The organism is Sphingomonas sp. MMS24-J13 (assembly GCF_044905095.1).
GTDB lineage: Bacteria > Pseudomonadota > Alphaproteobacteria > Sphingomonadales > Sphingomonadaceae > Sphingomonas_I.
In genome coordinates this window covers 2,819,040-2,844,098 of sequence record NZ_CP173258.1, presented here as the reverse complement: position 1 = coordinate 2,844,098, position 25,059 = coordinate 2,819,040, and the positions used below count along the sequence as shown (strand labels likewise).

At 62.8% G+C, this 25,059-nt stretch carries 22 protein-coding genes and 1 pseudogene; 8 read left to right on the top strand and 15 right to left on the bottom strand.

All coding sequences use genetic code 11. The features are described from left to right. Positions 1–20 precede the first annotated feature (20 nt). Both AB4Z44_RS13220 and AB4Z44_RS13215 read right to left on the bottom strand, forming a co-directional pair. Positions 21–572, bottom strand: a complete 552-nt coding sequence (locus AB4Z44_RS13220; protein ID WP_404710162.1) for a M10 family metallopeptidase C-terminal domain-containing protein — start codon at positions 570–572, stop codon at positions 21–23. After that, positions 569–3,922 carry a hypothetical protein gene (locus AB4Z44_RS13215; protein ID WP_404710161.1) on the bottom strand — a complete coding sequence of 1,118 codons (3,354 nt, stop codon included), beginning with the start codon at positions 3,920–3,922 and terminating at the stop codon, positions 569–571. The genes AB4Z44_RS13220 and AB4Z44_RS13215 overlap by 4 nt, the downstream gene beginning before the upstream one ends. A 96-nt stretch (positions 3,923–4,018) precedes the next feature. On the opposite strand from AB4Z44_RS13215, the gene AB4Z44_RS13210 reads away from it, so the two are divergent. After that, positions 4,019–4,165 (top strand): hypothetical protein, encoded by a 147-nt coding sequence (locus tag AB4Z44_RS13210; RefSeq protein ID WP_404710160.1) that lies wholly within the window; start codon positions 4,019–4,021, stop codon positions 4,163–4,165. A 60-nt stretch (positions 4,166–4,225) separates the two neighbouring features. On the opposite strand, the pseudogene AB4Z44_RS13205 reads toward AB4Z44_RS13210, so the two are convergent. The 4 genes and pseudogenes from AB4Z44_RS13205 to AB4Z44_RS13190 form a co-directional block, all read right to left on the bottom strand. After that, positions 4,226–4,384: pseudogene (locus AB4Z44_RS13205) on the bottom strand (calcium-binding protein); the annotation flags it as partial. Positions 4,385–4,470: 86 nt separating this feature from the next. After that, positions 4,471–6,084, bottom strand: coding sequence for a hypothetical protein (locus tag AB4Z44_RS13200; protein WP_404710159.1), 1,614 nt, complete (start codon positions 6,082–6,084; stop codon positions 4,471–4,473). 366 nt (positions 6,085–6,450) lie between these two features. After that, on the bottom strand, positions 6,451–7,512 hold the full coding sequence (locus AB4Z44_RS13195; RefSeq protein WP_404710158.1) for a glycosyltransferase family 4 protein: 1,062 nt from the start codon (positions 7,510–7,512) through the stop codon (positions 6,451–6,453). Next, on the bottom strand, positions 7,509–8,411 hold the full coding sequence (locus tag AB4Z44_RS13190; protein ID WP_404714230.1) for a UDP-2,3-diacylglucosamine diphosphatase: 903 nt from the start codon (positions 8,409–8,411) through the stop codon (positions 7,509–7,511). Before AB4Z44_RS13190 ends, AB4Z44_RS13195 begins: the two co-directional genes overlap by 4 nt. A 233-nt stretch (positions 8,412–8,644) precedes the next feature. Here AB4Z44_RS13190 and AB4Z44_RS13185 point away from each other — a divergent pair, with 233 nt between their 5' ends. The 3 genes from AB4Z44_RS13185 to AB4Z44_RS13175 all read left to right on the top strand — a co-directional run bounded on the left by AB4Z44_RS13185 (position 8,645) and on the right by AB4Z44_RS13175 (position 12,772). Further along, on the top strand, positions 8,645–9,286 hold the full coding sequence (locus AB4Z44_RS13185; RefSeq protein ID WP_404710157.1) for a methyltransferase domain-containing protein: 642 nt from the start codon (positions 8,645–8,647) through the stop codon (positions 9,284–9,286). Then, the gene (locus AB4Z44_RS13180) at positions 9,283–9,951 is read left to right on the top strand and encodes a hypothetical protein (protein ID WP_404710156.1); all 669 of its coding nucleotides are present in this window, start codon (positions 9,283–9,285) and stop codon (positions 9,949–9,951) included. Before AB4Z44_RS13185 ends, AB4Z44_RS13180 begins: the two co-directional genes overlap by 4 nt. 238 nt (positions 9,952–10,189) lie before the next feature. Then, positions 10,190–12,772, top strand: coding sequence for a G8 domain-containing protein (locus tag AB4Z44_RS13175; protein WP_404710155.1), 2,583 nt, complete (start codon positions 10,190–10,192; stop codon positions 12,770–12,772). Between the two features lie 9 nt (positions 12,773–12,781). Here AB4Z44_RS13175 and AB4Z44_RS13170 read toward each other — a convergent pair whose 3' ends face one another. Together AB4Z44_RS13170 and AB4Z44_RS13165 are read right to left on the bottom strand one after the other, a co-directional pair. Beyond that, on the bottom strand, positions 12,782–14,344 hold the full coding sequence (locus AB4Z44_RS13170; protein WP_404710154.1) for an FAD-binding oxidoreductase: 1,563 nt from the start codon (positions 14,342–14,344) through the stop codon (positions 12,782–12,784). A gap of 145 nt (positions 14,345–14,489) precedes the next feature. Then, positions 14,490–15,071 carry a TetR/AcrR family transcriptional regulator gene (locus AB4Z44_RS13165; RefSeq protein ID WP_404710153.1) on the bottom strand — a complete coding sequence of 194 codons (582 nt, stop codon included), beginning with the start codon at positions 15,069–15,071 and terminating at the stop codon, positions 14,490–14,492. A gap of 109 nt (positions 15,072–15,180) precedes the next feature. Here AB4Z44_RS13165 and AB4Z44_RS13160 point away from each other — a divergent pair, with 109 nt between their 5' ends. After that, on the top strand, positions 15,181–15,318 hold the full coding sequence (locus AB4Z44_RS13160) for a hypothetical protein (RefSeq protein ID WP_404710152.1): 138 nt from the start codon (positions 15,181–15,183) through the stop codon (positions 15,316–15,318). A 129-nt stretch (positions 15,319–15,447) separates the two neighbouring features. Here the strand turns inward: AB4Z44_RS13160 and AB4Z44_RS13155 are convergent, their stop codons facing one another. After that, positions 15,448–16,119, bottom strand: coding sequence for a PAS domain-containing protein (locus AB4Z44_RS13155; protein WP_404710151.1), 672 nt, complete (start codon positions 16,117–16,119; stop codon positions 15,448–15,450). A gap of 331 nt (positions 16,120–16,450) precedes the next feature. After that, entirely contained in the window at positions 16,451–18,100 is a 1,650-nt protein-coding gene (locus AB4Z44_RS13150; protein WP_404710150.1) for an aminotransferase class III-fold pyridoxal phosphate-dependent enzyme, read from the bottom strand. A gap of 35 nt (positions 18,101–18,135) precedes the next feature. Between AB4Z44_RS13150 and asd the strand changes: the two genes are divergently transcribed. Both asd and AB4Z44_RS13140 read left to right on the top strand, forming a co-directional pair. After that, entirely contained in the window at positions 18,136–19,002 is an 867-nt protein-coding gene (gene asd, locus AB4Z44_RS13145) for an archaetidylserine decarboxylase (protein ID WP_404710149.1), read from the top strand. Between the two features lie 96 nt (positions 19,003–19,098). Further along, a complete protein-coding gene (locus tag AB4Z44_RS13140; protein WP_404710148.1) occupies positions 19,099–19,635 on the top strand; it encodes a cytochrome b in 537 nt (178 codons plus the stop codon). A gap of 45 nt (positions 19,636–19,680) precedes the next feature. On the opposite strand, the gene AB4Z44_RS13135 is transcribed toward AB4Z44_RS13140, so the two are convergent. Next, a complete protein-coding gene (locus AB4Z44_RS13135; RefSeq protein WP_404714229.1) occupies positions 19,681–20,178 on the bottom strand; it encodes a DUF2141 domain-containing protein in 498 nt (165 codons plus the stop codon). Positions 20,179–20,404: 226 nt separating this feature from the next. Here AB4Z44_RS13135 and sodC point away from each other — a divergent pair, with 226 nt between their 5' ends. After that, a complete protein-coding gene (gene sodC, locus AB4Z44_RS13130) occupies positions 20,405–20,920 on the top strand; it encodes a superoxide dismutase[Cu-Zn] (RefSeq protein ID WP_404710147.1) in 516 nt (171 codons plus the stop codon). Positions 20,921–20,934: 14 nt separating this feature from the next. Here the strand turns inward: sodC and AB4Z44_RS13125 are convergent, their stop codons facing one another. The 4 genes from AB4Z44_RS13125 to AB4Z44_RS13110 form a co-directional block, all read right to left on the bottom strand. After that, positions 20,935–22,170, bottom strand: coding sequence for a hypothetical protein (locus tag AB4Z44_RS13125; protein ID WP_404710146.1), 1,236 nt, complete (start codon positions 22,168–22,170; stop codon positions 20,935–20,937). Positions 22,171–22,174: 4 nt separating this feature from the next. After that, positions 22,175–23,647: a multicopper oxidase family protein gene (locus tag AB4Z44_RS13120; protein WP_404710145.1), complete on the bottom strand. Its 1,473-nt coding sequence runs from the start codon at positions 23,645–23,647 to the stop codon at positions 22,175–22,177. Between the two features lie 147 nt (positions 23,648–23,794). Then, a complete protein-coding gene (locus tag AB4Z44_RS13115; protein WP_404710144.1) occupies positions 23,795–24,394 on the bottom strand; it encodes a class I SAM-dependent methyltransferase in 600 nt (199 codons plus the stop codon). Then, on the bottom strand, positions 24,391–25,056 hold the full coding sequence (locus AB4Z44_RS13110; RefSeq protein ID WP_404710143.1) for a hypothetical protein: 666 nt from the start codon (positions 25,054–25,056) through the stop codon (positions 24,391–24,393). The genes AB4Z44_RS13115 and AB4Z44_RS13110 overlap by 4 nt, the downstream gene beginning before the upstream one ends. Between the last annotated feature and the right edge of the window lie 3 nt (positions 25,057–25,059).

Sequence of the window (25,059 nt, the reverse complement as noted above, 5' to 3'; positions counted from 1 at the left end):
AAAAAAAGGGGCCACGCGCGTCAGAGGTTGAAATCGCTGGCGACGAAGCTGGAGACATGTTTCACCCAGAACGAGAAGTCGGCGACGCCATCGCCATTGGTGTCGCCCAGCACGAGCGACTGGTCATTGGTCGCGTCGTAAGCGGACCGCAGTTCGCCGGCATGCTTGGTAAAGGAGCTCGTGCCCAGGAAGGAGAATGCCTGGTCGCCTGCGAGGTTGGTATTGGCGTCGACCCCTCCGAGATCGATCTTGTCGCCTTCCGCACGGCTGAAATCATAGATGATATCGAGCCGGCCGGCCGTGCCGAAATCGGCGACCGAGGTGAAGACGAACTTGTCCGCGCCGGCGCCGCCGTAAAGGTCGTCGCCGCCGGTGCCTCCGATCAACGTATCGTTGCCGGCGCCGCCGCTGATCATGTCCGAACCGGCGCCGCCTTCGAGGATATCGTCGCCGCTGCCACCGGCGAGGCGGTTGTCGAGGTCGTTGCCGATGCCGTGGAACTTGCCGGTGCCGAGGTAGAACAGCTTCTCGACATTGGCGCCGAGCGTGTAGCTGCTCAAGGTCGAGGTCATGACCGAATTGGTGCCGCCATTGGCCTGCTCGACGATCTTCGCGCTGCTGCTCTCGATGTAATAAGTGTCGTCGCCCGCCCCCCGTACAGCGTGGCTACGCCGGTGCCGCTGTACAATTTGTCGGTGCTGGAGGTCCCATAGACGGGGTTGCTATTGTCCGTCGTACTGGAATCGCTGGTGATTGCGACGCTGCTGTAAAGCGCGAGGCTCTTGGCGGCGACGGTGACGGTGCTGCTGGAACCGGCGGGGTTCACGCCAATGAAATCATCGAGGCTGATCGAACTGACGCCATTCAGATTGAACGAGAAGTCGGCGACGCCGTCGCCATTGATATCGCCCGATACGACCAGATAATTGCCACCCGAATTATAGGTGTAATTCAGCTCCCCGGCATGTTTGTCGAACGCGCCGGTGCCGAGGAAGACGAAGGCCTGCCTGCCCGCGAGCAGGCTGTTGGCGTCGACGCCCGACAGGTCGATCTTGTCACCTTGGGCGCTGCTGAAATCGAGGATCCGGTCATAGCTGGATTTGACGGTCGAGATATCGGCGAGGCTGGTGAAAACGAACGTGTCCGCTCCGGCGCCGCCGGTGAGGCTGTCGGCACCTGCTCCGCCGATCAGGATGTCGTTGCCGGCGCCACCGTAGAGATAGTCGTTGCCGGCACCGCCCTCGAGCGTATCGTTGCCGCTCGATCCGTATAGGCTATTGTCGAGCCCGTTGCCGACACCATTGAAGTTGGCGGTGCCGGTATAGGTCAGTCGTTCGATATTCGCGCCGAGCGTGTAGTTTGTCAGTGTCGTTATGACCTGATCGTAACCGCTGTTCGCATCTTCGAACACCTGGGTCCGGCTGCTGTTGACATAGTAGGTGTCGTCGCCGGCACCGCCGTAGAAGGTGTCGATGCCCGTCCCTTCGACCAGCGTGTCGTTGCCGGCGCCGGCATAGACGGTCGCGTCGCCGTCGGCGACGATCCGATCATTGCCGCTGGTGCCGTTGACGATCTTGGGAATGTTGACGTTGATGAAGTCGGTGGCGGAAAGGGTGGAGACGTTCTTCACCCAGAACGAGAAATCGGCGACACCGTCACCGTTGGTATCGCCGAGCACGAGCGACTGGTTGTTGGTGGTATCGTAAATGTAACGGAGTTCGCCGGCATGCTTGGTGAAGGCGGCCGTGCCTAGAAACGAGAAGGCCTGGGAGCCGGCGGCCACGCTATTGGCGTCGATGCCGGTGAAGTCGATCTTGTCGCCTTCCGCGCGGCTGAAATCGTAGATGATGTCGAGCCGGCCGGCCGTGCCGAAATCGGCGAGTGAACCGAAGACGAATTTGTCCGCGCCCGCTCCACCGGCGAGCTCGTCGCCGCCGGTGCCGCCGATCAACGTATCGTTGCCGGCGCCACCGCTTAACAGGTCCGAACCGGCGCCGCCTTCGAGGATATCGTCGCCGCTGCCACCGGCGATGCGGTTGTCGAGCTCGTTGCCGACGCCATGGAAATTGCCGGTGCCGAGGTAGAACAGCTTCTCGACATTGGCACCGAGCGTGTAGCTGGTCAGGGTCGACGTGAAGACCGAATCCGTTCCGGCATTCGCCTGTTCGACCACCTGCGTGTTCGCGTCCTCGACATAGTAGCTGTCGTCGCCGGTGCCGCCATAGAGCGCGATCGTGGCCGATCCCGAATAAAGCTTGTCATTTCCGGCATTGCCATAGATCGATCCGTAGTCGTCTCCCAACGACAGGGTGTCGTTGCCGGCCGAGCCGAGGAGTGTCCTGGGCGTGGTGATACCGATGAGGTCGCTTGCGCTAAGCGACTGGGTGCCGATCACGTTGAAGGAGAAGTCGGCGACGCCGTCACCATTCAGGTCGCCGGAGACAGTGACGTAATTGCCGGCGGCGTTGACGGTGTAATCGAGTTCCCCGGCATGTTTGGTGAAGGCACCGGCGCCGAGGAAGACGAAGGCCTGGTTTCCTGCAAGCAGGCTGTTGGCGTCGACGCCCGACAGGTCGATCTTGTCACCCTCGGCGCTGCTGAAATCGAGGATCCGGTCGTAGCTGTATTTGACGGTCGAGATATCGGCGAGGCTGGTGAAAACGAACGTGTCCGCTCCGGCGCCGCCGGTGAGGCTGTCGGCACCTGCGCCGCCGATCAGGATGTCGTTGCCGGCACCGCCATAGAGAATGTCGTTGCCGGCACCGCCCTCGAGCGTGTCGTTGCCGCTCGATCCCAACAGGGTGTTATCGAGTTCGTTGCCGACGCCGTGGAAGTTGGCGGTACCGGTATAGCTCAGTCGTTCGATATTCGCGCCGAGCGTGTAGTTCGCCAGCGTGGTTACGACCTGATCGTAACCGCTGTTCGCATCTTCGAACACTTGGGTACGGCTGCTGCCGACATAGTAGGTGTCGTCGCCGGCTCCGCCGTAGAAGGTGTCGATGCCCGTCCCTTCGACCAGCGTGTCGTTGCCGGCGCCAGCGTAGACGGTCACGTCGCCGTCGGCGACGATCCGGTCATTGCCGCTGGTGCCGTTGACGATCTTGGGAATGTTGACGTTGATGAAGTCGCTGGCGGAGAGGGTCGAGACATTCTTCACCCGGAAGGTGAAATCGGCGACGCCGTCCCCATCGATGTCGCCGGAGACGAGCGACTGATCGTTGGCGGCATCGTAGGTATAGCGCAGTTCGCCGGCATGCTTGGTGAAGGCGGCCGTGCCTAGAAACGAGAAGGCCTGGGAACCTGCGGCTACGCTATTGGCGTCGATGCCGGTGAAGTCGATCTTGTCGCCTTCCGCGCGGCTGAAGTCATCGATGATGTCGAGACGGCTGGCCGTGCCGAAATCGGACAGCGATGAGAAGACGAATTTGTCCGCGCCCGCTCCACCGGCGAGCTCGTCTCCGCCGGTGCCGCCGATCAACGTATCGTTGCCGGCGCCGCCGGTGATATAATCCGAACCGGCGCCGCCTTCGAGGATATCGTCGCCGCTACCACCGGCGATGCGATTGTCGAGCTCGTTGCCGACGCCGTGGAAATCGCCGGTGCCGAGGTAGAACAGCTGCTCGACATTGGCGCCGAGCGTGTAGCTGGTCAGGGTCGACGTAAAGACCGAGTCCGTTCCGGCATTGGCCTGTTCGACCACCTGCGTGTTTGCGTCCTCGACATAGTAGCTGTCGTCGCCGGTGCCGCCATAGAGCGCGATCGTGGCCGATCCCGAATAAAGCTTGTCATTTCCGGCATTGCCATAGATCGACCCGTAATCGCCTCCCAGCGACAGGGTGTCGTTGCCGGCCGAGCCGAGGATCGTCCTGGGCGTGGTGACACCGATGAGGTCGCTTGCGCTGAGCGACTGGGTGCCGATCACGTTGAAGGAGAAGTCGGCGACGCCGTCACCATTCAGGTCGCCGGAGACGGTGACGTAATTGCCGGCGGCATTGACGGTGTAATCGAGTTCGCCGGCATGTTTGGTGAAGGCGCCGGTGCCGAGGAAAACGAAGGCCTGATTGCCCGCGAGCAGGCTGTTGGCGTCGACGCCCGACAGGTCGATCTTGTCACCCTCGGCGCTGCTGAAATCGAGGATCCGGTCATAGCTGTATTTGACGGTTGAGATATCGGCGAGGGTAGCGAAAACGAACGTGTCCGCTCCGGCGCCGCCGGTGAGATTGTCCGCGCCTGCGCCGCCGATCAGGATATCGTTGCCGGCGCCGCCATAGAGATTGTCGTTCCCCGCGCCGCCCTCGAGCGTGTCGTTGCCGCTCGATCCATATAGATTGTTATCGAGCTCGTTGCCGACGCCGTGGAAATTGGCGGTGCCGGAATAAGTCAGTCGTTCTATGTTGGCACCGAGGGTATAGTCCGTCAGCGTGGTTATGACCTGATCGTAACCGTTGTTCGCATCCTCGACGACCTTCGTCAGCGTACTATTGATATAGTACGTATCGTTGCCCGCCCCCCGCTGATGATCGCATTGTTGATCGTCGTAAACGTATCGTTGCCGCTCGTTCCGTTGACGGCCAAGGGACCATCTGCAAGCACTACGTTGCTTCTGGTATCCGTGTGGTCGTTCGCCGCCACGAGAGCGTCGAACCGCGCGCTGCCACTATCGTAGATATCGTTCAGCGTCCCCCATTGGCCCCAGACGCCACCGGTGCCCGCGTCGTTATAGGCGTTCATGGCATCGCCGCCTGCCGCGACGAAATCGTTGATCAGTTTCGTGTAGAGCGTCCCCATTCGAGGATCGTTGGCAAGCTCCTGAAAGAACGCCGTGACCGTCGCCTGCTGACTGGCGGAAAATTGATAGGAAGTGAGCGAGACACCGCCCTCATAGGAAACGAGATTGAGGCCGTAGGTGTTCGCCAGTGATTCCTGCGCGACGTAGAGCTTGGCGAGTGCGGCAAGGCTCTGGTCGCCGCTCAAAGTGCCGCCGTTGAGCATTTCGTTGAAGGCTGCATCGATTCCCGCCTGGCCGCTCTGTGCCCAGCCGAGGATCGTGTTCTGGTCGGCCGCATTGCCGGTCGACAGGCCGAAATAATTGGCGATGGCGAAATCGGAGAACAGGCTGTTGGCGGAGCCGAGATTGGCTTTCTCGATACCCAGCATGACCTGCGCGTTCCACGACGGGCTCCCGACGAAGCCCGAGACGACATTGTCGAGCCGGGCGTCTGCGCTGTCGCCGAATACCGATTTGCCGATCGAGGCGATCTGTGCCGATCGATAACCGTAATACAGGGCTGCGGCGTTGCTTGCGTCGGCACCAAGGACTTGCTCGCCTTCCGCCTGCGCATAGCCACGAGCCGCGAATGCGGAGTTCCAGACCTCGTTGGAATATTCGACCTGGACTTTCAGGGAGGGGTCCAGGTGATCGCGTATGTAGGTGAGCGCCTGGGTGACATAGGCATCGTCTGCCTCGGTCGGGATATTGAACCACATATTGGTATGGGATTCGTTCGCCAGTGCGACCATCGTCTCGATCGGCGCGGTCTTCCAGCTCGCATCGCTCACTTGCGTGCGATCGTCCCACGAGACGGGCGCGAGCGTGTTGGTATTTTCCCAATCCATGAAGCGGATCGTATCGAGCTGGGAGATCTTATCGATAAACGCCGGATTGAAGATCTCGCCAGATTTGTACAGATCCATCTGATCCGATCGAACGATATGAATATCGGAAACGGGATCGGTCGCCGACATCGATGATATCTGCAGGACTACGATCGATGAAGTTGCCTGAAATGTAATGGTTCCATTAACGGAAGATAGGATCTTTGATCCAAGAATATTTATGTTGCCAGAACCATCATAGGTCATGGTGTAAATATTGGAGTTTCCGGAGTCGATCGAATCAACGCTGACGGCAGCCATGATGTTGCTGGCGCCGGCCGGGATTCCTTCGGGATAGCCGTTCGAATCAAGTGCGATCGTGGCGCCGTTGCTTGCCTGCCACGCGCCGGACGTCTTGAACCGGTCGATGAACGGGTCTTCCGTCGACCAGTAATTGATGGGTGCCAGGTTGATTCCGACTTCAGTCATTACGCCCTCGCAACAGCAGTGCGGAACAACACCGCTCTTGATTAGAGCCATCACCGATAGCAGGAGAGGTCTTAAAGAACCGTATCGTCCCAGTATTTCACTAATTGTTAACCGAGAATTGGGTAAACGCGGTTTAACAAATATGTTTATACTAATTTTATATTATGGGACGCGAAGTAACTCGGCATAAAAATCTCGATGCCGCGAGTATAGTGGCAATCGCTGGGCCAAGGTGCAATCGTTTAGCGATGGTCAGCCTGATTCCCGGGATAATGTGCCAAGCTGGATGGAGTTGTATCGACATCCTATGGACGCGCTGAATCGGGTCGGCGCAAACCATCATCGTTTCATCGGTACCGGCAAACGCTATGCGGCGCTGCGGAGCGCCTCATGACCGACGAGGCAGAGCCCGGCGAGGAACTGGTCGGTACACGCGCTCCAGCTGTATCGCGCACCCTCGGCCGCGCAGGCGGCCCGATCGGCGGTAAGCGCATCGACGATGGCCGTCTCGAGATTTTCGGACAGCGCCCCGATCCGCCCGCTTGCGCGCCCGTCCGGTCCGCGGCCGCCGCCAGTGATGATGTCGATCGGTCCGCGCACCGGAAAGCCGGCGACCGGGGTGCCGCTGGCGAGTGCCTCGACCATCACCAGCCCGAACGTATCGGTCAGGCTCGGGAAGACGAGGACGTCGGCGCCGGCATAAGCGGCGGCGAGTAGCGCTCCGTGAAGAGCGCCGAGAAAGAGCGCATCCGGGTAGCGCTGGCGCAGCATTTTCAGTGCCGGACCGTCGCCGACCACGACCTTGGTGCCGGACACATTGGTATCGAGAAACGCACCGATATTCTTCTCGACCGCGACCCGGCCGACGTAGAGTTGAATCGGGCGCTGCAGACTCGCAAGCGCCGGATGCGGTGCATTGTCGGGCGAGAAGAGGTCGAGGTCGACGCCGCGCGACCAGCGCCGCGTCTGCGGCAAGCCGCGTGCCGCCAGTTCCTGCGCCAGCGTGTCGGTCGCGGTCAGGATGCTACCGGCGGGAGCATGGAAGCGCCGCAGCACCGGCCAGAACAGCTCGGCCGACAGCCCGGTGCGCACCGCCAGATAATCGGGGAAGCGTGTGTGGAACGAGGTCGAGAAAGGCAGGCCATGGCTGAGGCACCAGCGCCGCGCCGCCCAGCCGAGCGGGCCTTCTGTGGCGATATGGATCGCGTCGGCATCGAGTGCATCGAGCCGGCGGCGCATCGCGGGTCCGCAGCCGATCGCCAGACGGATATCGGGATAGGATGGGCAGGGCAGGGTGGCGAACAGATCGGGGGTGATCGGTGTCACCTCATGCCCGCGCCGTCGCAATTCCGCGACAGTCGTCTGGAGCGTGCGCACCACCCCGTTGACCTGGGGCGTCCACGCATCCGAGACGAGCGCGATCCTCATGCCGTGACCAGCACTGGCCTGCGCGGCTTGCCGGCATCGGCCGAGGCGATCTGATGGCGCACGCGTTCGGCCCAGTCGAGCACCTCCATCCGGCCGTCGGCATGCTCAACCAGCGCGGTGCAGCTCTCGACCCAGTCGCCGTCATTATAATATGTGACCGGGCCGAACTGCCGGATCTCGGCCGAATGGATATGGCCGCAGACGACCCCGTCCAGACCGCGCTCGATCGCGGCATGTGCCACGACCTCTTCATAGCGAGAGATGAATTGGACCGCATTCTTGACGCGCTTCTTGAGATGCGCGGCGAGGCTCCAATAAGGCAGGCCGAACAGGCGGCGGACCGCGTTGACGCCTTTGTTGACCTTGAGCAGCATCGTGTACGCGCTGTCGCCGAGGAAGGCGAGCCAGCGGGCATACATCACGATGCTGTCGAAAATGTCGCCGTGGAGCACGAGCAAGCGGCGGCCGTCCGCGGTTTCGTGGATCGCTTCGGGCAGGATCTCGATATCGCCGAGCTGAAGCCCGACATAATCGCGGAACAGTTCGTCATGGTTGCCCGGCACGTACACGACATGCGTGCCATGCTTGGCCGCCTTCATCACGCACCGGACGATGTCGTTATGCCTGGGCGGCCAGTACCAGCCCTTGCGCAGCTGCCAGCCGTCGATGATGTCGCCGACCAGATAGAGCGTCTCGCACTCGACCGATTTCAGGAAATCGAGCAGCAGTTCGGCATTGCAGCCGGGCGTGCCGAGATGTGTGTCCGAAATCCAGACCGTGCGGAATTTCAGGCGCGGGCCCTTGGGTGACCGGGGTTCGGGCTCTCGCAGCCAATCGGGCAGGATCGGCCCGCGCTGCTGCGGACCGCTCGGCCCTTCTGAATTCCGTCGTGCTACAATCGATTGATCGGGCAGAGACGCCACCGCTCGCTCCGGGGTTCAGTCAGGGTCGATCGCTCCAATATCGATGGACGGAGTCATGGCGATTGCAGTTCCATGTCGGTTTCGTGACACAATAGCTGACCACTATAGTCACAAAATCGTTCGGGATATTTCATATTACTGTCGCAAAATCTTCGCATAACGAGAGGCTGAGGCAGTGCAAGGAAGGCGCCGACGTGGCAGCAGCAATCATGAAGACGAACAAGGTGGCAGCGGCCTATGATCGCTGGGCACCGATCTATGACATGGTTTTCGGCCGCGTTTTTCGCGAAGGCCGTAGCGATGCAATCCAGGTGGCCAACAAGATCGGCGGCCGCATCCTGGAAGTCGGCGTCGGCACCGGCATCTCGTTGCCTGGCTATGCGCGCGCCGCCAGCCTCTACGGCATCGATATCTCGGACAAGATCCTCGACAAGGCGCGTGAGCGGGTGAAGCGCTACAGCCTCAACAATGTCGAGGCAATCGAGGTGATGGACGCCGAGGCGCTCACGTTCGAGGATTCGAGCTTCGACGTGATCGTCGCGCAATATGTCATCACCGCCGTGCCCAATCCGGAGAAAGCGCTCGACGAGTTCGCGCGCGTCGTGCGCCCCGGCGGCGAGATCGTGATCACCACCCGCCTGGGCGCCGGCAAGGGCCTGCGCGGTGGGATCGAGAAGGCGCTGATGCCGATCACCAGCCGGCTCGGCTTCCGCACCGAATTCCCCTGGTCGCGTTATTCCAACTGGGCGGTCGCCAACGGCACGGTCGAACTGGTCGAGAACCGCCCGATCCCGCCGCTGGGGCATTTCGCTTTGGTCCGTTTTCGCAAGCGCCAGCAGGTGGCGGCATGAGCAATATGCTGGACATGAATACGATCGACGAAATGACGACGCCGTCGGAAAAGCGCGGCAAGGTTGCCGCCTTTCGCGAGCAACTCGCCGAGCAGCGCTGGGACGATCATCGCTATTATCATCACAGCCTGATCAACCAGAGCCTGCACTTCCTGAGCGCATCGACCTTTCTCGTCGCTTATGTGCTGCTGTTCCACGATCCGGCGATGGCGAGCCTGCTCGCCTGGTGCGTCGCGATGACGAGCCGTCAGGCGGGCCACTTCTTCTTCGAGCCCAAGGGCTACGATCATTCGAACGAGGCCAGCCAAGCCTATAAGGAAGAGATCAAGGTTGGCTATAATCTGTTCCGCAAGGTCGTCTTCATGTCGATCTGGGCGCTGATGCCGGTGCTTCTGCTCGTGAGCCCGACCCTGTGGGGCCTGCTCTCGCCGATCCCGGGGCCGATGGGTTTCCTGCGTCACGTCGGCATGATGTGGCTGGCGCTCGGTGCGGGCGGGCTGGTCTTCCGCACCGTCCAGCTCTTTTTCATCCGCGATGTTCCGACGGGGCTGATCTGGGCGACCAAGATCATCACCGATCCGTTCAACGATTTCCGCCAATATCGCCATGCGCCGGTCCGCCTGCTCAAGGGCGAGCGGGTCGACGGGATGATCGAAGCGCGCTGAGTGCGTTACGCCATGCCGGGCTAGCCCGGCATGGCTGGCATGTTTCTGGATCGCCCCAAGCGTTGGGGCGATCGTTCGTTGAGGCTGCCGGGCGGAACGCATCCCGTAGACCATGCGCGTGACGGCCGCTTGGCAAATTGCCCTTTCCGTCGCAAACCCATGTCAAACATGGAACGGGGACGGACAGTCCCCGACGGAGGGGATCGACGTCATGCGCATGCCATCTCGCATGGTCCTTATGTCCTGGCCTTTTTTTGCGTCGTTGTTGCTGGGCATAGGCGCTGCGGCCAAGGCGCAGGACGTGCATGCCCATATGGACATGCCCGCGGAGGCATCGCCGTCGGCGGCGCACCCTTCTCGCTGGTCCGATCCAGCCTCCTGGCCCGACGGGAACGTGCCGCGCGAAGGCGACGCGGTGACGATCGGGCGGGGCAGGGATATCGTTCTCGACGTCAGCCCGCCGGCGCTGCGGAGCCTGACGGTCAACGGCAAGCTCAGCTTTTCGAACGATCGCGATATCGAGCTGAAAAGCGAGTGGATTTTTCTGGCAGGCGGCGAGCTCGACATCGGCAGCGAGGCGCATCCGCACACGCGCCAGGCGGTGATTACCCTGACCGACAAGATTCCCAACGAAGATGTGAACACGATGGGGGACCGCGGGATCATGCTCATGCGGGGCATCTTGAGCCTGCATGGCGACCGCCAGAATGCGTGGACCAAACTCACCGGCACCGCCAAGGCCGGCAGCACCAGCATCGAAGTCCTGAATGCGAGCGGCTGGCGAAAGGGCGACGTGATCGTCCTTGCGTCGACCGACTTCGACCCGGCGCAGGCGGAGCGACGCACCATCACCGCCATCAGCGGCAACACGATCAGGCTCGATCGGCCGCTCGCATATATGCATTTCGGCAAGATCACGTTCGGGGTCGACGAACGTGGCGAGGTCGGCCTGCTGACGCGGAACATCCGTATCCAGGCTTCGGATGATGCAGAAAGGTCCTATTTCGGTGGCCATATCATGGCGATGGCCGGGTCCAGAATGTATGTCTCCGGCGTCGAGTTGAATCGCATGGGGCAGAACATGCATCTGGCCCGCTACCCGATCCATTGGCACATCGGTGGCGAGGGCCAGGGGCAATATATCCAGAACTCGTCGATCCACGACACCTACAGCCGCTGCGTGACGGTGCACGGCACCAACAATGTGCGGGTCGAGAACAACGTGACCTTCAACACGGTCGGCCACTGCTTCTTCCTCGAGGACGCGGTCGAGACCGGCAACCAGTTCGTCCACAATCTCGGCATCCTCACCAAATGCCACCCCGACGGCAAACCCTGTGTCCCGACCAACCTCGGCCCCGGCGGGGCGACGTCGGGCACGGCGGGCCAGAGCGCCAAGGATGTCCTGATCCCGTCCGACAACACGGCATCGATGTTCTGGATCACCAATCCGGACAATATCTATCGCGACAATGTGGCGGCAGGATCCGAGCAGACCGGTTTCTGGTTCGCACTGCCCGAGCATCCGACCGGCGCCTTCCTCGGCAAGCCAGGCAGTGAGAATATCTGGCCGCGGCGAACCGCGGTGCTCGAGTTCAAGGGCAACTCCGCCCATTCCAACTATGACGGCTTCATGTTCGATCGCGGCCCCAAGCCCGACGGCACCTTCACGGTCGGAGGTAGCAACTATCACCTCGCCTTTGCCAATCCGGCGGACACGAGCAGTCAGCCAGCGGGATCAGTCTTCGAGAATTTCACCAGCTACAAGAACCGCCACGGCGCGGTCTGGGGGCGCGGCGAACTCCATCTGTTCAAGAATTTGCGGGTGGCCGACAATGCGATCGGCTTTACCCATGCGGCGTCCGCTGTCGGCCGCACCGCTTATACGTCGAAGGTGATCGATTCGTTGTTCGTGGGCGAAAGCGACAATATCGGCACCCCCACCACGCCGCAGGAGATCGCCTACGGCCGCAGCATGCCGAACGATATCCCCGATTTTCCGATCCGCGGTTACGAATATTACGATCTGCGCCACGATGTGGTGAACACCACCTTCGTGAATTTCCAGCCCAATGCCACGCGCCGCGCAGCGGCGATCTCCTATCTCATGTATACCAGCTTCGGGATGAGCAGCGAGAATGCCATCCAGGGTGCGAAGTTCGTCAACGCGCAAAGGGTCGATTTCCCGCCGGTGGTGCGGAAATGGTCGTCCGATTTCGGGCGCAGCAATGCGTGGCGGGGGGCGGCGATCCACGATCTCGACGGCTCGGTCGGCGGCGTGCCCAATGCCTATATCGTGATCGACAACGGCATCGCCGACGATGAGCAAGCCTGCCAGATCAAGCCCGCCTGGGGCGCCGCCGTGTGCAAGGGCGATTTCGGCCGCTTCGGCGTCGGCGGCAATTTCGGCTTCGGCAGCGCGCCGATCACCGATCCGGTCATGCTCAGCCGCAACGGCCGACGGTTCGAATATACCGGCGAAACCACGATCCGCAGCGGCGCCGAGGTGCGGGTGGAGACGAGCCGGAAGGTGCTATCCTTGTCGCTCCGGGAAATGGACGATGGCTCGTGGGTCATCTTCGAGCTCCCCGGCTTCAGCACCACCGCAGGCGGCGTGTCGAAAGCCAGCCTCTCAGCGCTGCGTGCAGCGGAGAAGACGGCCTATTACAACGCGGGCGGCACCTTGTGGGTCAAGCTGGTCGTCGACAATGCGGCTGGCCTGAATGTCACCGTCGGCACTCCCGGTGCCGGCGTGAGCACGGTCGGCGCCGGCCCTGGTGGCGCTTTCGCTGCGGGCGCCAGCCTCGACGTCAGCCGGTGAGCGGGGTGGTTATCGGCAGCTTTTCCGAAACCCGGCCGGCCAAATCCCCTGCTTGCCGGGCGAGAGGATGCCGTTCGGATCGAGGCAATCCTTGATCCGCTCGGCGAACCGGCGCTGCGCATTGTCGTTAAAGTCGTAGAGTGCGGCGACCTCGTCCATGAAATCGAGGTGGCTGCGATATTCGCCGTAGCCGAGCCGCGCGGCGGGCTCGAGCATCGCCTTGGTGGCGGCATAGGCATCGCGCGTCTGCTGCTCGTTCTTCGTGTCGAAGACCACCAGAGCGACATGGATCATGCTGCGCTTGCCTACGATGATCGCGGCCGAATAATCGAGCCCGCGTTCGTTCAAGATGCCGCGCGTCAGATCGCGTATCGCGATGCCGTCCTTGCCCGCGATCGGCATCGCGCAGGAAAAGCCGATATGGCCGCCTTCCTCGCCGCCATACCAGCGGGTCATCTGGTCGAGCGCCATCGACGGGATGCCGGCCTGCACCCGGTGGTGCGGATTGTCGAACTGGGGCAGGTTGCGTCCGTCGAACTCATCGAACATCACCGTGCCGCCGGGGATGGTCGCGAACGCCGCCTCGATCTTCGCGCGATTGTGCGCGACCACCGGCGCGTCGCCATAGAGCGCGAAGCGCATCACCCAGCGGCCGAAGCCCGGCGTCGCGGCGATGCGGTCGAGTATCTCCTCAGGGATCGAGTCCGCGCCCTGATACCAATGATCGCGCTCCCAAAACGCGCTCGCGGCGCAGGTCGCGTTGATGATCATCGGCTGGTTGGGGATTGTCCCGTCGATCATCAAAGGGCGCAGCACCTCGAGGAACGTCCCGAAATGCGCTTCATTGTCGAGCATGAACCAGCCTGGCGTATAGATTTCGGGGGCGGGGAACAGGCTGACCCCCATCTTGGTGACGATGCCATAATTGGATTGGCTGAACATGCCGTCCCATGACGGCCCGCAGCTATGCGGATAGATCAGCCAATTGTGCGGATTGGCCATGCCGCCCATGCCCGTGCGCAGAATCTCGCCATCGGCGAGGACGATTTCCATCCCGCAATGGTTGCCGAAATGGTCGCCGATCGGGGTGTAGCCGACGCCATGTTCCAGCGCGTTGCCGATCACGCTGCCGCCGCCGAGATCGGGCACCGACATCCACAGTTTCGAACCGATGCTGCGCAGATGATCGTAGAGATCGAAGAAGCGCACGCCGGGCTCGACCAGCGCCACGCAATTCTCTTCGTCCACCTCCAGCACCCGGTTCATCCGGCGCAGGCTGACGGTGAAGCTGCCCGAGACGCGCGGTGCGCCGCCGCCATAGCCCTTGTTGCGACCCTGGCTGCTCGTCCAGATCGGGGTGCGATGGTCGTTGGCGATGCGCAGGATCGCCTGCACCTCCTCGACGCTGCCGGGAAGAAGGACGGCACCCGGCCGATACCAGTCGCCGGGCGGGCCGAACGGATCGCCATGATCGGCCAAATCCTGCGTCAGTACATGGTCGGCGCCAATCGCGCGCTGCATTGCTTCGAGTGCGACATCGAAATCACCGATGCTCGCCGACGTCGTGCGCATCTTGCCTCTCCCCGCCGATCATCGCCGGCAATATTCTTTTAGGACGGGAGGGCTAATCCGAATTTGACAATCTGTCAAATATTGAACGCGCCGAGTGCCGGCAAGCGCTGGTGCGCGGAGGCCCGCGCTTGCGTCAGCGGCACGCCTAGAGCGAAGAGAATGTGGCACGCGACCGTCTCGGGATAGTCCTCGGCCGCGCCGCCGCGCACGATCGCGCCCATCGCGGCCAGCGTCGTCCCCAGTAGCAGATCGCGGCCCAGCTCGGGGAGGACAGGGGAAAGACGCCGTCCTCGACTCCCTCGCGCACGGTCTGCTCGGCCTGACGGAATGTCTCGGCGCCGAAAATGAGGCCCGCCGCGCTGAGATTGATCATCGACCAGCCCCACCGGCGATCGATCCGCGTGCGGCGCAGATAGAAGCGCACGGCCGAGGCCGATCGATCGCGCGCATCGGGCATTTGCGCGATCGCGTCGGTCACCGCCAGCAGGAAATCGTGCGTCACCTCCCAGGTGAGCGCGGCGCGCAGCTCGGCCATGCCGGCGAAGTGATTGTAGAATGTCGCGCGCGTGACGCCGGCCCGGTCCGCAACCGCCTCGATCGGCGCGTAGAGTCCATCCGCATCGCCGAACACGTCGAACGCGGCGGCAACGATCTTCGCCCGCGTCAGCGCCCGGCGCTCGCGTCCGATCTCCGCGCGCCGCTCCGGATCGACTTGCTTTCTTGCCAATGCACACCCGATCCTGCCGTCCTGCCCGCACACGGCGTAGCACGGCGAATTCTCGTCGCACCATATGCCGGACATTCCGCGCCGGGCCGGCACGCTTTAGGAGAAGCGAATGACCATCGATCAGGTCGCCTTCGTCGCACCCGATGCGGCGCTCGGGCAGCGGCTGATGCCGGTCGCACGGCGCATCTTCACAGAGACGTTCGTCGACCGGAGTTGGTGCAAGGTGCTTGCTGGCTCATCCGGGTAGATGGCGCGATCCTACGCTGACCAGATTGCGGTCGGGCCATTTGAGCAACCGGCCGTGGAGTGCGTCGCGGCCTTCTGGCCGCGGAGGACGGCACACCCGTTGTGCTTCGGGTCCTTTGGGTGAGGGGCGTTAAGCCGCCCGATGATCGCGCGCGAGGAACGCTTCCAGCTTCCGGTGGGCGTCGGTTGTCAGCCGATAACTCTTGGCGGTCTCGGCCTGCGGGTTGGCATATTCGATTTCGATCATCTGCGTATGCAGCAAGGCTTTCACCCAGCGTTCGGTATGGTTAAGCCTCTGGCCAATAAGTTCGGCCAGACGCGCGACATCGACCGATCGGCCTTCCGCCTCCGACACGTAGATCGCGAGTATCGCATCCCAGCCCGCTTCCGAGAGGAGCGCGGGATCGCAGACCGATCCGCGATCCTTGCGGATGGCGATGTGGAGACGCGCTGCATCGAGCAGCCGAGCCGGGTCTTGATCCTCGCGCGGGACGACTGGTTCGATCGTCGCCATGATCATGCCCGGCCCGTCGTCGCCGATCATGATCGACACGCTGTTCTTCACCCAAACCAAAGACCCATCGTCGCGGATCAGACGCTTGGCGATCTCGAACGGTTCTCCGGTTTCACGCAACCGCTGGATTGCCATGGCGCAGTCGGCGCGATCGGCGGGGGCTGTCACGTCGAGTACGAAGCGCCCGCGCATCGCGTCTTCGGGCAATCGCATGATGCCGCAGAACGCAGCATCCATGCTGAGGAACTCGCCGGCAGCACCGATCAGAACGTGGCCAGCCTCCACCATGTCTGCCCTCTCTCAACCCGTAGCCTGATGATTTTTGACAAAGTCTATCTAGCAGGATCCGAAGCGGTGCAAGTAATGATGACTCTGGCAATTTCGGAAGGAAAAGCGCTCATCGGCGGAAGCTGGGAGCGCCTCTTTTCTGCTGTCCGGGAGGATGGGCAGGCGAAGGCGACAACCATCTTTCCGCGCCGCCGATCATGCCGAAGCCACGATGAACATCGCCCGTGGTCTCGCCAAGCGCGAAGCGATCGGGTGTTGAAAGTGGGGACGCGCATGGGATTCAGGATAAGGTTAACGCTGTCGACCCATAACCTCCGGACGGGGGAATAGCTTAGCGGCCCAGCCGCTTCCGCAGGCTCTCACGCAACACGCCACGGCGCAGATCCTGGTTGGTCACGCCCGGCGCCTGCCACCACCAGCCGTCGTCGGCCATCGTACGCACCGCGGCTACGAACTTGTCCGCTACCATCAGGAACGCCGCGTCGTCATAGTTGAGGCTGAAGATCAGCCGCCCGGTGCCGACCCAACTCAACGCCAGTCCCTCGGCACGCAAATAATATTGGAGCATCCAATTGTAGCGCGACGGCCGCGTATAGAGGATCGTCCAGATCGAGGAGAGATTAGCGACCTTTACCGGCAGCCCGGCCTCTTCCAGCCGGCGATTGAGGAAGGCGGCGCGGTCGTTCCAGCGCTCGTCGAGCCCGTCATAGAGCGCGCGCGTCTCGGCTTCGTCGAAGCGGCGCAGGAAGGCGTTCATCGCCGCCATCACATAAGGATGCGCGTTGAAGGTGCCGCGCGCGAAGCAGATGTCGGCGGGTCGGTCGTCGCGATAGCGCTTCATCAGCGCCGCGCGGCCGACCACGACGCCGACCGGGAAGCCGCCGCCCAGCGTCTTGCCGTAGGTGATCATGTCGGGCTTCACCCCGAAATACGCCGCCGCGCCGCCGCGCGACAGGCGGAAGCCGGTGAACACTTCGTCGAGGATGAAGACGATGCCCTTCTCGCGGCAGACATCGGCAAGCGCGCGCAGCCATTCGCCATAGGCGTCGCGATCGGCCCCGGCATTGCGCGAACTGTCGATCAGTGTGTTGTCCGACGGCGCGCTCCGGTTGGGGTGGAGCGCCTGCAACGGATTGACGATCACACACGCGATGTCGCGACGGCGGCGCAGGGTGGCGAGCGTCTTCTCGGACATCTCGGCGAGCGTGAAGGTGCGGTCGGCCGAAACCGGATTGCCGATGCCTGGCTGCACATCGCCCCACCAGCCATTGTACGCACCGGCGAAGCGGACGATCTTCTTGCGACGCGTATGATATTGCGCGAGCCGCACCGCCTGCATCACCGCCTCGGTGCCCGACATGTGGAACGACACTTCGTCGAGCCCGGAGAGCGCGGTCAGCCGAGCGACATTATCGGCCACCACGGGGTGATATTGGCCGAGTACCGGGCCCAGCGGGCCGGCAATCTCGGCAGCTTCGGCCATGCAGGATTTGTAGAAATCGTTGCCGAGCAGATTGACGCCGTAGGAGCCGGTGAGATCGTAGAAGATGTTGTCGTCGAGATCGGTGATCGTGACCCCGGACGAACTCTGGACGAACGCGCCGACGCCGAGATGGGCGCGCACGATCCGGCTGAACTGGAACGGCACGCGATACGAGCCGGTGAATTGCAGATCCGACAGGCTCTTGCGCGTCTCCGCGGTGAGCGCGCGGCTTTTCGGATAACGTTCGGCGAACAGCGCGGTCAGGCGGTCGAAGCCGTCCTTGCGCTTTGCAGCGATATCGTCGGGCGCGCCATCGGCGCGGAAGAAACGATCCTCGTCATAATCGTAGAAGGGAATCTGCCCGGCGATCCTTTTCGCCCAGCGTACATGGCCGGCAAGCGAAGGATGCTTCGAGCGGCTGAGCCCGATCCGCTGGCGGCCCTTGGTGGCGGCGGCGCCGGCGGCGGCAAGACCGAGAAAGGCGAGTGTCATCTTCATGACATCGATCGGTAGCAATGGACGCTAACGCATTTATGACAGTCCGCAGCACCATCGCGCGCATCGTCGCGCAGGAGGATCTGAACTTCCTCCTCACCAATCGCCTGCCGCGACGGGCGGCGACCAATTTCATCGGCTGGTTCAGCAAGATCGAGCTGCCGATCGTGCGCGGTCCCTCGATCGCGCTGTGGCGCTTCTTCTCGGACGTCGATCTGGCGGATGCCGCCAAGACGCAGTGGAGCAGCCTTCACGACGCCTTCATTCGCGCGCTCAAGCCTGGTGCGCGCACCCCCGATCCCGATCCTGACGTGCTGGCGAGCCCATGCGACGCGATCGTCGGCGCGTGCGGGCGGATCGAGGGCGGCCGGGTCTACCAGATCAAGGGCTTCCCCTATCAGCTGTCCGAACTGCTGGGCGATGCGGCCGAGGCGGCGCCGTTCCGCGACGGAACCTATGTGACCCTGCGCCTGACCGCCGGCATGTATCATCGCTTCCACGCGCCGCACGACATGGAGGTCGAGCAGGTGACGTATATGTCGGGCGACACGTGGAACGTGAACCCGATCGCGCTCAAGCGGGTCGAGCGGCTCTTCTGCAGGAACGAGCGCGCCGCGATCCGCGGCCGGCTGGCGTGCGGCGGGGAGCCGATCCTGCTGGTGGCGGTCGGGGCCATTCTGGTGGCGTGCATCCGACTGACGTTCTTGGACACCGCCAAGACACTGCGCGAGCATGGGCCGGGGGCGATACCGGTGTCTGCGTCGGTCGCGAAGGGGGACGAGATGGGATGGTTCGAGCATGGCTCGACCATCGTGATGTTCGTGCCTGCGGGGTTTGTGTTGGCCGAGGGGATCGAGACGGGTGCCGTGATCAGGGCGGGACAGCCTTTGCTCGTGCGCGCCTGACTCCCGTCGGATTACTGTGTTCGGGATCACTTCAACGGATTGACCTTCGCGTTGTTGTGCGCGCAACACTGCCCCGGCAGATCGAGGAGATCATCCATGACCATGGCTATTGGCACCGAGCGCTACAGTGGCTTTGCCAGGTTGCTGCACTGGACGATCGTGGCGCTTGTCGTTGCGCAATTCGCGGTGGCATGGAGCATGCCGGATATTCATCGGGGAACCGAGCCGGTCGGGCTGGTCGCCTGGCATCTGTCGATCGGCACGGCTATTCTCGCGATCATGGTGGTGAGGGCGGTGTGGCGGCTGGTTCATCGTGAACCGCCTCCGCCATCGTCGCTGTCACCGCTGCTGCGCATGGTTTCGCGAACGACGCATGTGATCCTTTACGCCTTGCTTGTCGCGCTCCCGCTCTTGGGCTGGGCGAACGCCTCGTCGCGTGGTTGGCCGATCACGCTTTTCGGGGTGATCCCACTGCCCCCGCTGATGGCGACGGGCGCGCGGCTTGGCCATACGCTGGGCGATGTTCACGGCACGGTGGCGATCGTCTTGCTGGTCGTCATCGGGCTGCACGTTCTGGGCGCGGCTTATCACCTTCTCGTCGTGCGCGATCGGACCGTGCAAAGGATGCTGTGAGGCCGCCTCTGCCGGTGCCGGCAGGCGACGCTCAAGCACCGACGATCAATAATGAATGGCGATGTCGGTTGTGGTCGTCGGTTCCGTTACGGTCACGGCCGAGGGTCCGAAGCTGGGTGGCCCCATGATCTTGGGATTGTTCGACAAACCCCAACCTTCCTTCGGGAACATGCCGAACCGGAGATCCAGCTTCTTGTTATCGTTCGCGTCGTGATAGGCCATCACCGCATAGCGGCCCGGCGGCAGGTCCTGAAACCGGACCGTCACCAGCGCCTTGTCGGCCGGAGCGCTGAGAATTCGGTATGCCCGATCTTCGTGGCGAAAACCATCCGGCCCCCGGTATAAAGCGAAGCGTATCGCGCCCGGGCCGGGAACGACCCCGCTGGCAGCGACGGTGAAGTCGGCCGCGCTGGCCGTCGCCGCGCAAAGGACCAGGCACGCTCCAGCAGTCACGCGCTTCAGGCCGACCGCAACGTGCGATCTCGTGGATCGATCACGACGATAGAACAAGGGATATCCCTCCGAGATTGGGACCGGCAGCATGCGCGCCACTGGCGGCCCCACGACGCCGCCCGCGATGGGCAACCGCAGTTCCGGCTATTCCCGAACATTATCGGCCGCCAAAAGATGCCGGATGGGATGCGGCGCGCCAGCTTCCGTGGCGTCCTGTCGGCAGCGGAAGCACAGTCGCTCCCATTCGTGTATATGTGGCTCGGCAGGCCGCATTATGCGGATGGACAGACCTGAACACACATGTGGGAGATATGCCATGCACCGATCATCGATCCTCCTTGTCGCATCCTTCGCGATCGTCGCGGCCGCGCCCGCCGCGATCACCCGTACGAGTGCCCTCAAAGGCGCTTCGGGGGTTCCGGCGGGGCAAGTGACGCTGACGGATGCACCCAACGGCGTGATCCTGCGGGTCGAGGCGCAGGGGCTCACGCCCGGATGGCATGGCCTCCACTTCCATGAAAAGGCGGATTGCTCGGATGCGATGTTCAAGTCGGCCGGCGCCCATGTTCATATGATGAGCCCGGCGATCCACGGCTTGCTCAATCCGCAGGGCAACGATCTCGGCGACCTGCCTAATCTCTACGTCGGCCCCGACGGGAAGGGGACGGTCGAACTGTTCTCGCCCCTGGTGGCGATGCGCGACGGCACGTCGCGGGGCAACCTGCTGGATGCCGACGGATCGGCCGTGGTCATCCACGCCAAGCCCGACGATTATATGACCCAACCCATTGGCGGGGCCGGCGATCGCGTCGCCTGCGCCGAAATACGCTGAGGCGAGGGCGCGCCTCAGTAGGCGCGCCCCTTCAGCAAGCACCGGCTGCACGTGGTCAAGGTCCGCGTCAGCCGGATGCCCGCATAGACGCCCGTGCGATGGTCGACCAATTCGCGCGCCACGCTGGCTGAGATGGTGGTCTGCGACGGCAGGTTGAAGCCGATCGTGCCGGTATAGAGCTCGTCCTTCTGCAACGGCTGGATCGGATCGGTCGTCCAGCGTTGCGTCGTCGTCGCGTCGAACAGCCAGCGGCCGCTCAGATATTCGATCGATCCGCTCAAATAATCGCGCTGCCGGTCGGCGAAGCCGTTGAAATTGTGACGGATGGCGCCTTCGACATAGAGCCGGATCTGCGAATAGTCCTGGCGGAGCGTCGAAGCGACCGAACGCCTGAGCGGAATGGCGAGATCGCCGCCCAACGTCGCCCAGCGCTCGCCGCGTTCGGCGCCATAGGTCTTGCCCCAGCGGATGACGCTCGCCTGCCAGGTCAGCTGGCCCCAATGGCCGATCGGCATGTTCAGATTGTCGAACGTCACCATGATGTTTTCGGGCAGGCGTGTGTTGCCGACCCCGCCATCCTTATAATGGATCATCCCCTCGTTGTAGGGGAAGCTCTCGTGCAGGAAGGTGCGGTCGACCATGAAGGCCGACACCGTCAACTGGCGCCATCCGCCCAATTCGCTTTCGAAGACATGAAGCCATTCGCCGCCGATCATGTCGCTCGGTTCATAGCCTTGCTCGGGCTCTTCGATGAAGTCGGCGGCATAGGGGCCGGGAAGAAGCGCATAGGCGCGGCCGAAATCCTGGACGAACTTGCCGACCCGGAAGTTGCCGTAGCGCAGGTAAAGCTCCTTCATCTTGCCGCCCTCGCGCCGGCCGGCACCCTGGTTGATGAAGAGGTTCTGATTCGGATCGCTCGCCGATAGCGGCTGGCGCGGCTTGAACTGGAACAAACCGTCGAGTGAAAGCTGATCGGTGAGGTCTACCAGCAAGGTGGAATCGAACCGCAGGCTCGGCATGAAGTGGCGGCTGGGCCCGGCCGAGGCCGACATGCCGGCAAGCTCGAAATTGAAGAGCGTGTCGAAGCTCAACTTGGGAAAATCGCCGATCGGCTGGGCGTCGCCATCGGCCATGGTCGACGCGGCCTTCTGGACTCCTCCTGAAGAGGGTTCGTTGCCGGTCGACTGCGCGTTGGCCGATGCAGTACAGATCAGGCTCGCAAGCGCGGCGAGCGTCGGGACAAACCGCATCGGATCAGCCCTTCGCGCCAGGGTGTTCATCCTTGCCCGGCGTCGTCATGCCGCCCGACATGTCCATGTCCTTCATCGGGCCGGTCTTGGGATCGTAGACTTCGATCTGCGCCATCATGCCTTTGTCCTCATGCTCGAGGATGTGGCAGTGGAACATGAAGCGGCCGACGATGATCGGATCGGTGAAGGCCATGCGGATCCTGACCGATCCGTGGATCGGCACGTCGATCGTATCCTGCAATCCCTGGAACGGCTGCGCCTTGCCGTTCACGCTCAGCACCTGGAAGGCAAGCTGGTGGATGTGGAAGACGTGCAGCTCTTCCGATGCATTGCGGATCTCCCATTCCTCGATCGATCCGAGCGGCACCTTCACGTCGACCCGCTTCGGATCGAAGGTCTGGTGGTTGATGAAGAACAGTCCCGTCACGGGATCTTCCGAAAAGGAGACCAGCCGGTGCGCATCGATATGGTCGCCGGGTATCGGCTGCTGCTTCGGAGCGTTTACGGTCAGCGTGCCGAGCGGTGCCGGCGGCGGCCTCGATGGATCGGGTGCGGATATCACCGTCGCCAGCATTTGCGGCGGGAACATGTCGCCGGCGGGGCCCGTCGCTGTGGGCTCGGATAGCAGGCGATAGCGTCCGGCGGCGGGCACGGTCACCAGAACGTCGACCCGCTCGGCCGGGCCGATCATCATTTCCGGCACGGTTTCCGGATGCAGGATCGGCCTGGCGTCGCGCCCGATCACCGTCATCGGGGTGCCTTCCAGACGCAGCCGGAAATAGGTGTTCGCGGTCTGATCGGTGAAGCGCCAGAGTTGCGTTTCGCCCGGCTGCATTGCGATCGAGGCGCCGATCTGGCCGTTGATCGACTTGACGGTGCCGTTGACCGGCTTGGGCACGTTGTTGAGGCCGCCCTTGCCGCTTGGCGAGAATTCCTTGAGCACCATCAGCCGCTCGATCAGCGGCAGGGTGGCGGGCACCTCCTGCTGGAATCCCTCGATGATAAGCGTTCCGCTCAGGCCGCCCATCAGCTGCCGTTCGGCGAAATCGTGGCCGTGGGTGTGGAACCAGTAGACGCCGGGTGGATGGTCGGCGGGGATTTGGATGACATAGTCCCACGTCTGGCCGGGCGCGATCATGCGCATCGAATCATCGCTATGGCCCTCGGGTGAGACCGCCAGCCCGTGGAAGTGGACGTTCGTGATCTGCGCGAGATGATTGACGAGGCGGAGATGCAGCGTGTCGCCCTGCTTGAGGCGCAGCACCGGGCCGCCATAGATGCCGTTGAAGGTCGAACCTTCGACTTCGCGCGTTCCGAGCCTGACCTTGGTGGCACGCGCCTCCATGGTGACGAAGAGCTGACCATCCTTGCTGCGATATTCCGGCGGCGTGGCAAGCGCCTGTTCGGCCCCCTGCGCCTCGTCCGCGGCAGGAGCTGCGGGCCGGGCCGGTACTGCAGTGCTGAGCAAACTGGCCAAGCAGGAAGCCAAGAAGACAGCGCTACGCAACATCATATCAGTTCAGCCCTACGAAAGATCTTGATATTAATTCTCAATAGTACGATCGGCGTCGTTCGTATTTTCGAGAATCTGATTCGATAGCTTTCGCTTACTATCGGACAAACATCATAGATCAATCGTACCAATCATGCCTTTGACTCCGGGGCCGGCGCGAACATCTATGATATTTGCAGCCGGGCCAAACATTTCGCGAAACTGGTTGCGCGTGAAGAGGCGGTGCGTGCCGGTGGTGGCCAGACCGATACGGCGCAGCATCGCCTGCTCGGACACATAGACGACGAGCCGCCCGCCCGGGCGCAGGATGCGTCGAAGCTCGTCCAGCACGGTCTCATGATCCCGCCAGAAATAGGCGACGTTGGTCGCGAGCACGCGATCGAAGCTTTGCGCGGCAAAGGGCAGAGCCGTGAACGATCCTTGATGGAAGGTCGCCGTCGGGTAACGCTGCCTTGCTGTGATGAGCATTTCGGGCGCATGATCCAGCCCATGGACCGTGCCGTCAGGTGCGGCGGCAAGCAATAGCGGAACGGCGTCGCCCGGGCCGCACCCCAGATCGAGCACGCTATCGGTCGGGCAGATGCCCAGCGCTGCGATGGCGAGCCTGGTCGGACGCCGGTTGGCGAGCCGCATCACCTGCGAGACGATGCGGCCGCCCGGGCCGTGGGGATGCGCGAGCTGGCGGCCGAGCGCCGCCGAGACGCGATTCATCGCTGGTTGAGCTTGGCGTTGATCTTGGCGAGCAGCGCCCGCATTTCGGCCCGCCGCCCCGCATCCCATACCGGCCGGGCAGTATTGACCGGCGCCTGCAATCCGCGCAGCACGTAAGTCTTGGCTTCGGCCGGATGCCCCTCGTCATTGAGGAAGTCGGCGTAGAAGAAGTTGTTGTCCAGGCCCCGCGGATCCTGCTTCAGCGCGCCTTCCAGCAGGCTGCGCGCCTTGGCGGTGCTGCCGAAGCCGATCGGAAAGCCGGGAACGCGATAATAGAGAACCCCCAGGCTCATCTTGACCCCGCCGTCGGCGGCATTGGCATCGATCGCCTGCGCCCGTTCCAGTATCTCGCGTGCCGCACGGGCCAGCATCAATTGCTTCAGCACGTTGGCCCGGGCCGCTTCCTCGCTCGTGACGATACCCTGCCACAGCAGCGGCTCGGCACGGCCGGGATAGCGCGCGACCACTTGCGCGGCCTGGTCGGCGAGCGCGTTGAGCTCGGTATATTGCTGGTTACGGTCGGCAACCTGGTAGCGGATATGCGCCCACTGGTCGTTGATCCGCTGGACCGCGGCATCCATCTGCGGGTCGTTGCTCGCGAACGCCGCGGCAGGGATGGCGAGCGCCATCGCGATCGTTGCGGCAAAGCGAAAACCAATCATCCG

Bases quoted from the DNA above. Each gene is read 5' to 3' on its own strand.
- AB4Z44_RS13110 (WP_404710143.1), bottom strand. From the start codon at position 25,056: ATGATTGGTTTTCGCTTTGCCGCAACGATCGCGATGGCGCTCGCCATC.
- AB4Z44_RS13195 (WP_404710158.1), bottom strand. From the start codon at position 7,512: ATGAGGATCGCGCTCGTCTCGGATGCGTGGACGCCCCAGGTCAACGGG.
- AB4Z44_RS13200 (WP_404710159.1), bottom strand. From the start codon at position 6,084: ATGACTGAAGTCGGAATCAACCTGGCACCCATCAATTACTGGTCGACG.
- AB4Z44_RS13210 (WP_404710160.1), top strand. From the start codon at position 4,019: ATGTTTGGTGAAGGCGCCGGTGCCGAGGAAAACGAAGGCCTGATTGCC.
- AB4Z44_RS13125 (WP_404710146.1), bottom strand. From the start codon at position 22,170: ATGCGGTTTGTCCCGACGCTCGCCGCGCTTGCGAGCCTGATCTGTACT.
- AB4Z44_RS13180 (WP_404710156.1), top strand. From the start codon at position 9,283: ATGAGCAATATGCTGGACATGAATACGATCGACGAAATGACGACGCCG.
- AB4Z44_RS13135 (WP_404714229.1), bottom strand. From the start codon at position 20,178: ATGCTGCCGGTCCCAATCTCGGAGGGATATCCCTTGTTCTATCGTCGT.
- sodC (WP_404710147.1), top strand. From the start codon at position 20,405: ATGCACCGATCATCGATCCTCCTTGTCGCATCCTTCGCGATCGTCGCG.
- AB4Z44_RS13160 (WP_404710152.1), top strand. From the start codon at position 15,181: ATGACCATCGATCAGGTCGCCTTCGTCGCACCCGATGCGGCGCTCGGG.
- AB4Z44_RS13170 (WP_404710154.1), bottom strand. From the start codon at position 14,344: ATGCGCACGACGTCGGCGAGCATCGGTGATTTCGATGTCGCACTCGAA.
- AB4Z44_RS13220 (WP_404710162.1), bottom strand. From the start codon at position 572: ATGACCTCGACCTTGAGCAGCTACACGCTCGGCGCCAATGTCGAGAAG.
- AB4Z44_RS13155 (WP_404710151.1), bottom strand. From the start codon at position 16,119: ATGGTGGAGGCTGGCCACGTTCTGATCGGTGCTGCCGGCGAGTTCCTC.
- AB4Z44_RS13185 (WP_404710157.1), top strand. From the start codon at position 8,645: ATGAAGACGAACAAGGTGGCAGCGGCCTATGATCGCTGGGCACCGATC.
- AB4Z44_RS13140 (WP_404710148.1), top strand. From the start codon at position 19,099: ATGACCATGGCTATTGGCACCGAGCGCTACAGTGGCTTTGCCAGGTTG.
- AB4Z44_RS13175 (WP_404710155.1), top strand. From the start codon at position 10,190: ATGTCCTGGCCTTTTTTTGCGTCGTTGTTGCTGGGCATAGGCGCTGCG.
- asd (WP_404710149.1), top strand. From the start codon at position 18,136: ATGACAGTCCGCAGCACCATCGCGCGCATCGTCGCGCAGGAGGATCTG.
- AB4Z44_RS13115 (WP_404710144.1), bottom strand. From the start codon at position 24,394: ATGAATCGCGTCTCGGCGGCGCTCGGCCGCCAGCTCGCGCATCCCCAC.
- AB4Z44_RS13150 (WP_404710150.1), bottom strand. From the start codon at position 18,100: ATGAAGATGACACTCGCCTTTCTCGGTCTTGCCGCCGCCGGCGCCGCC.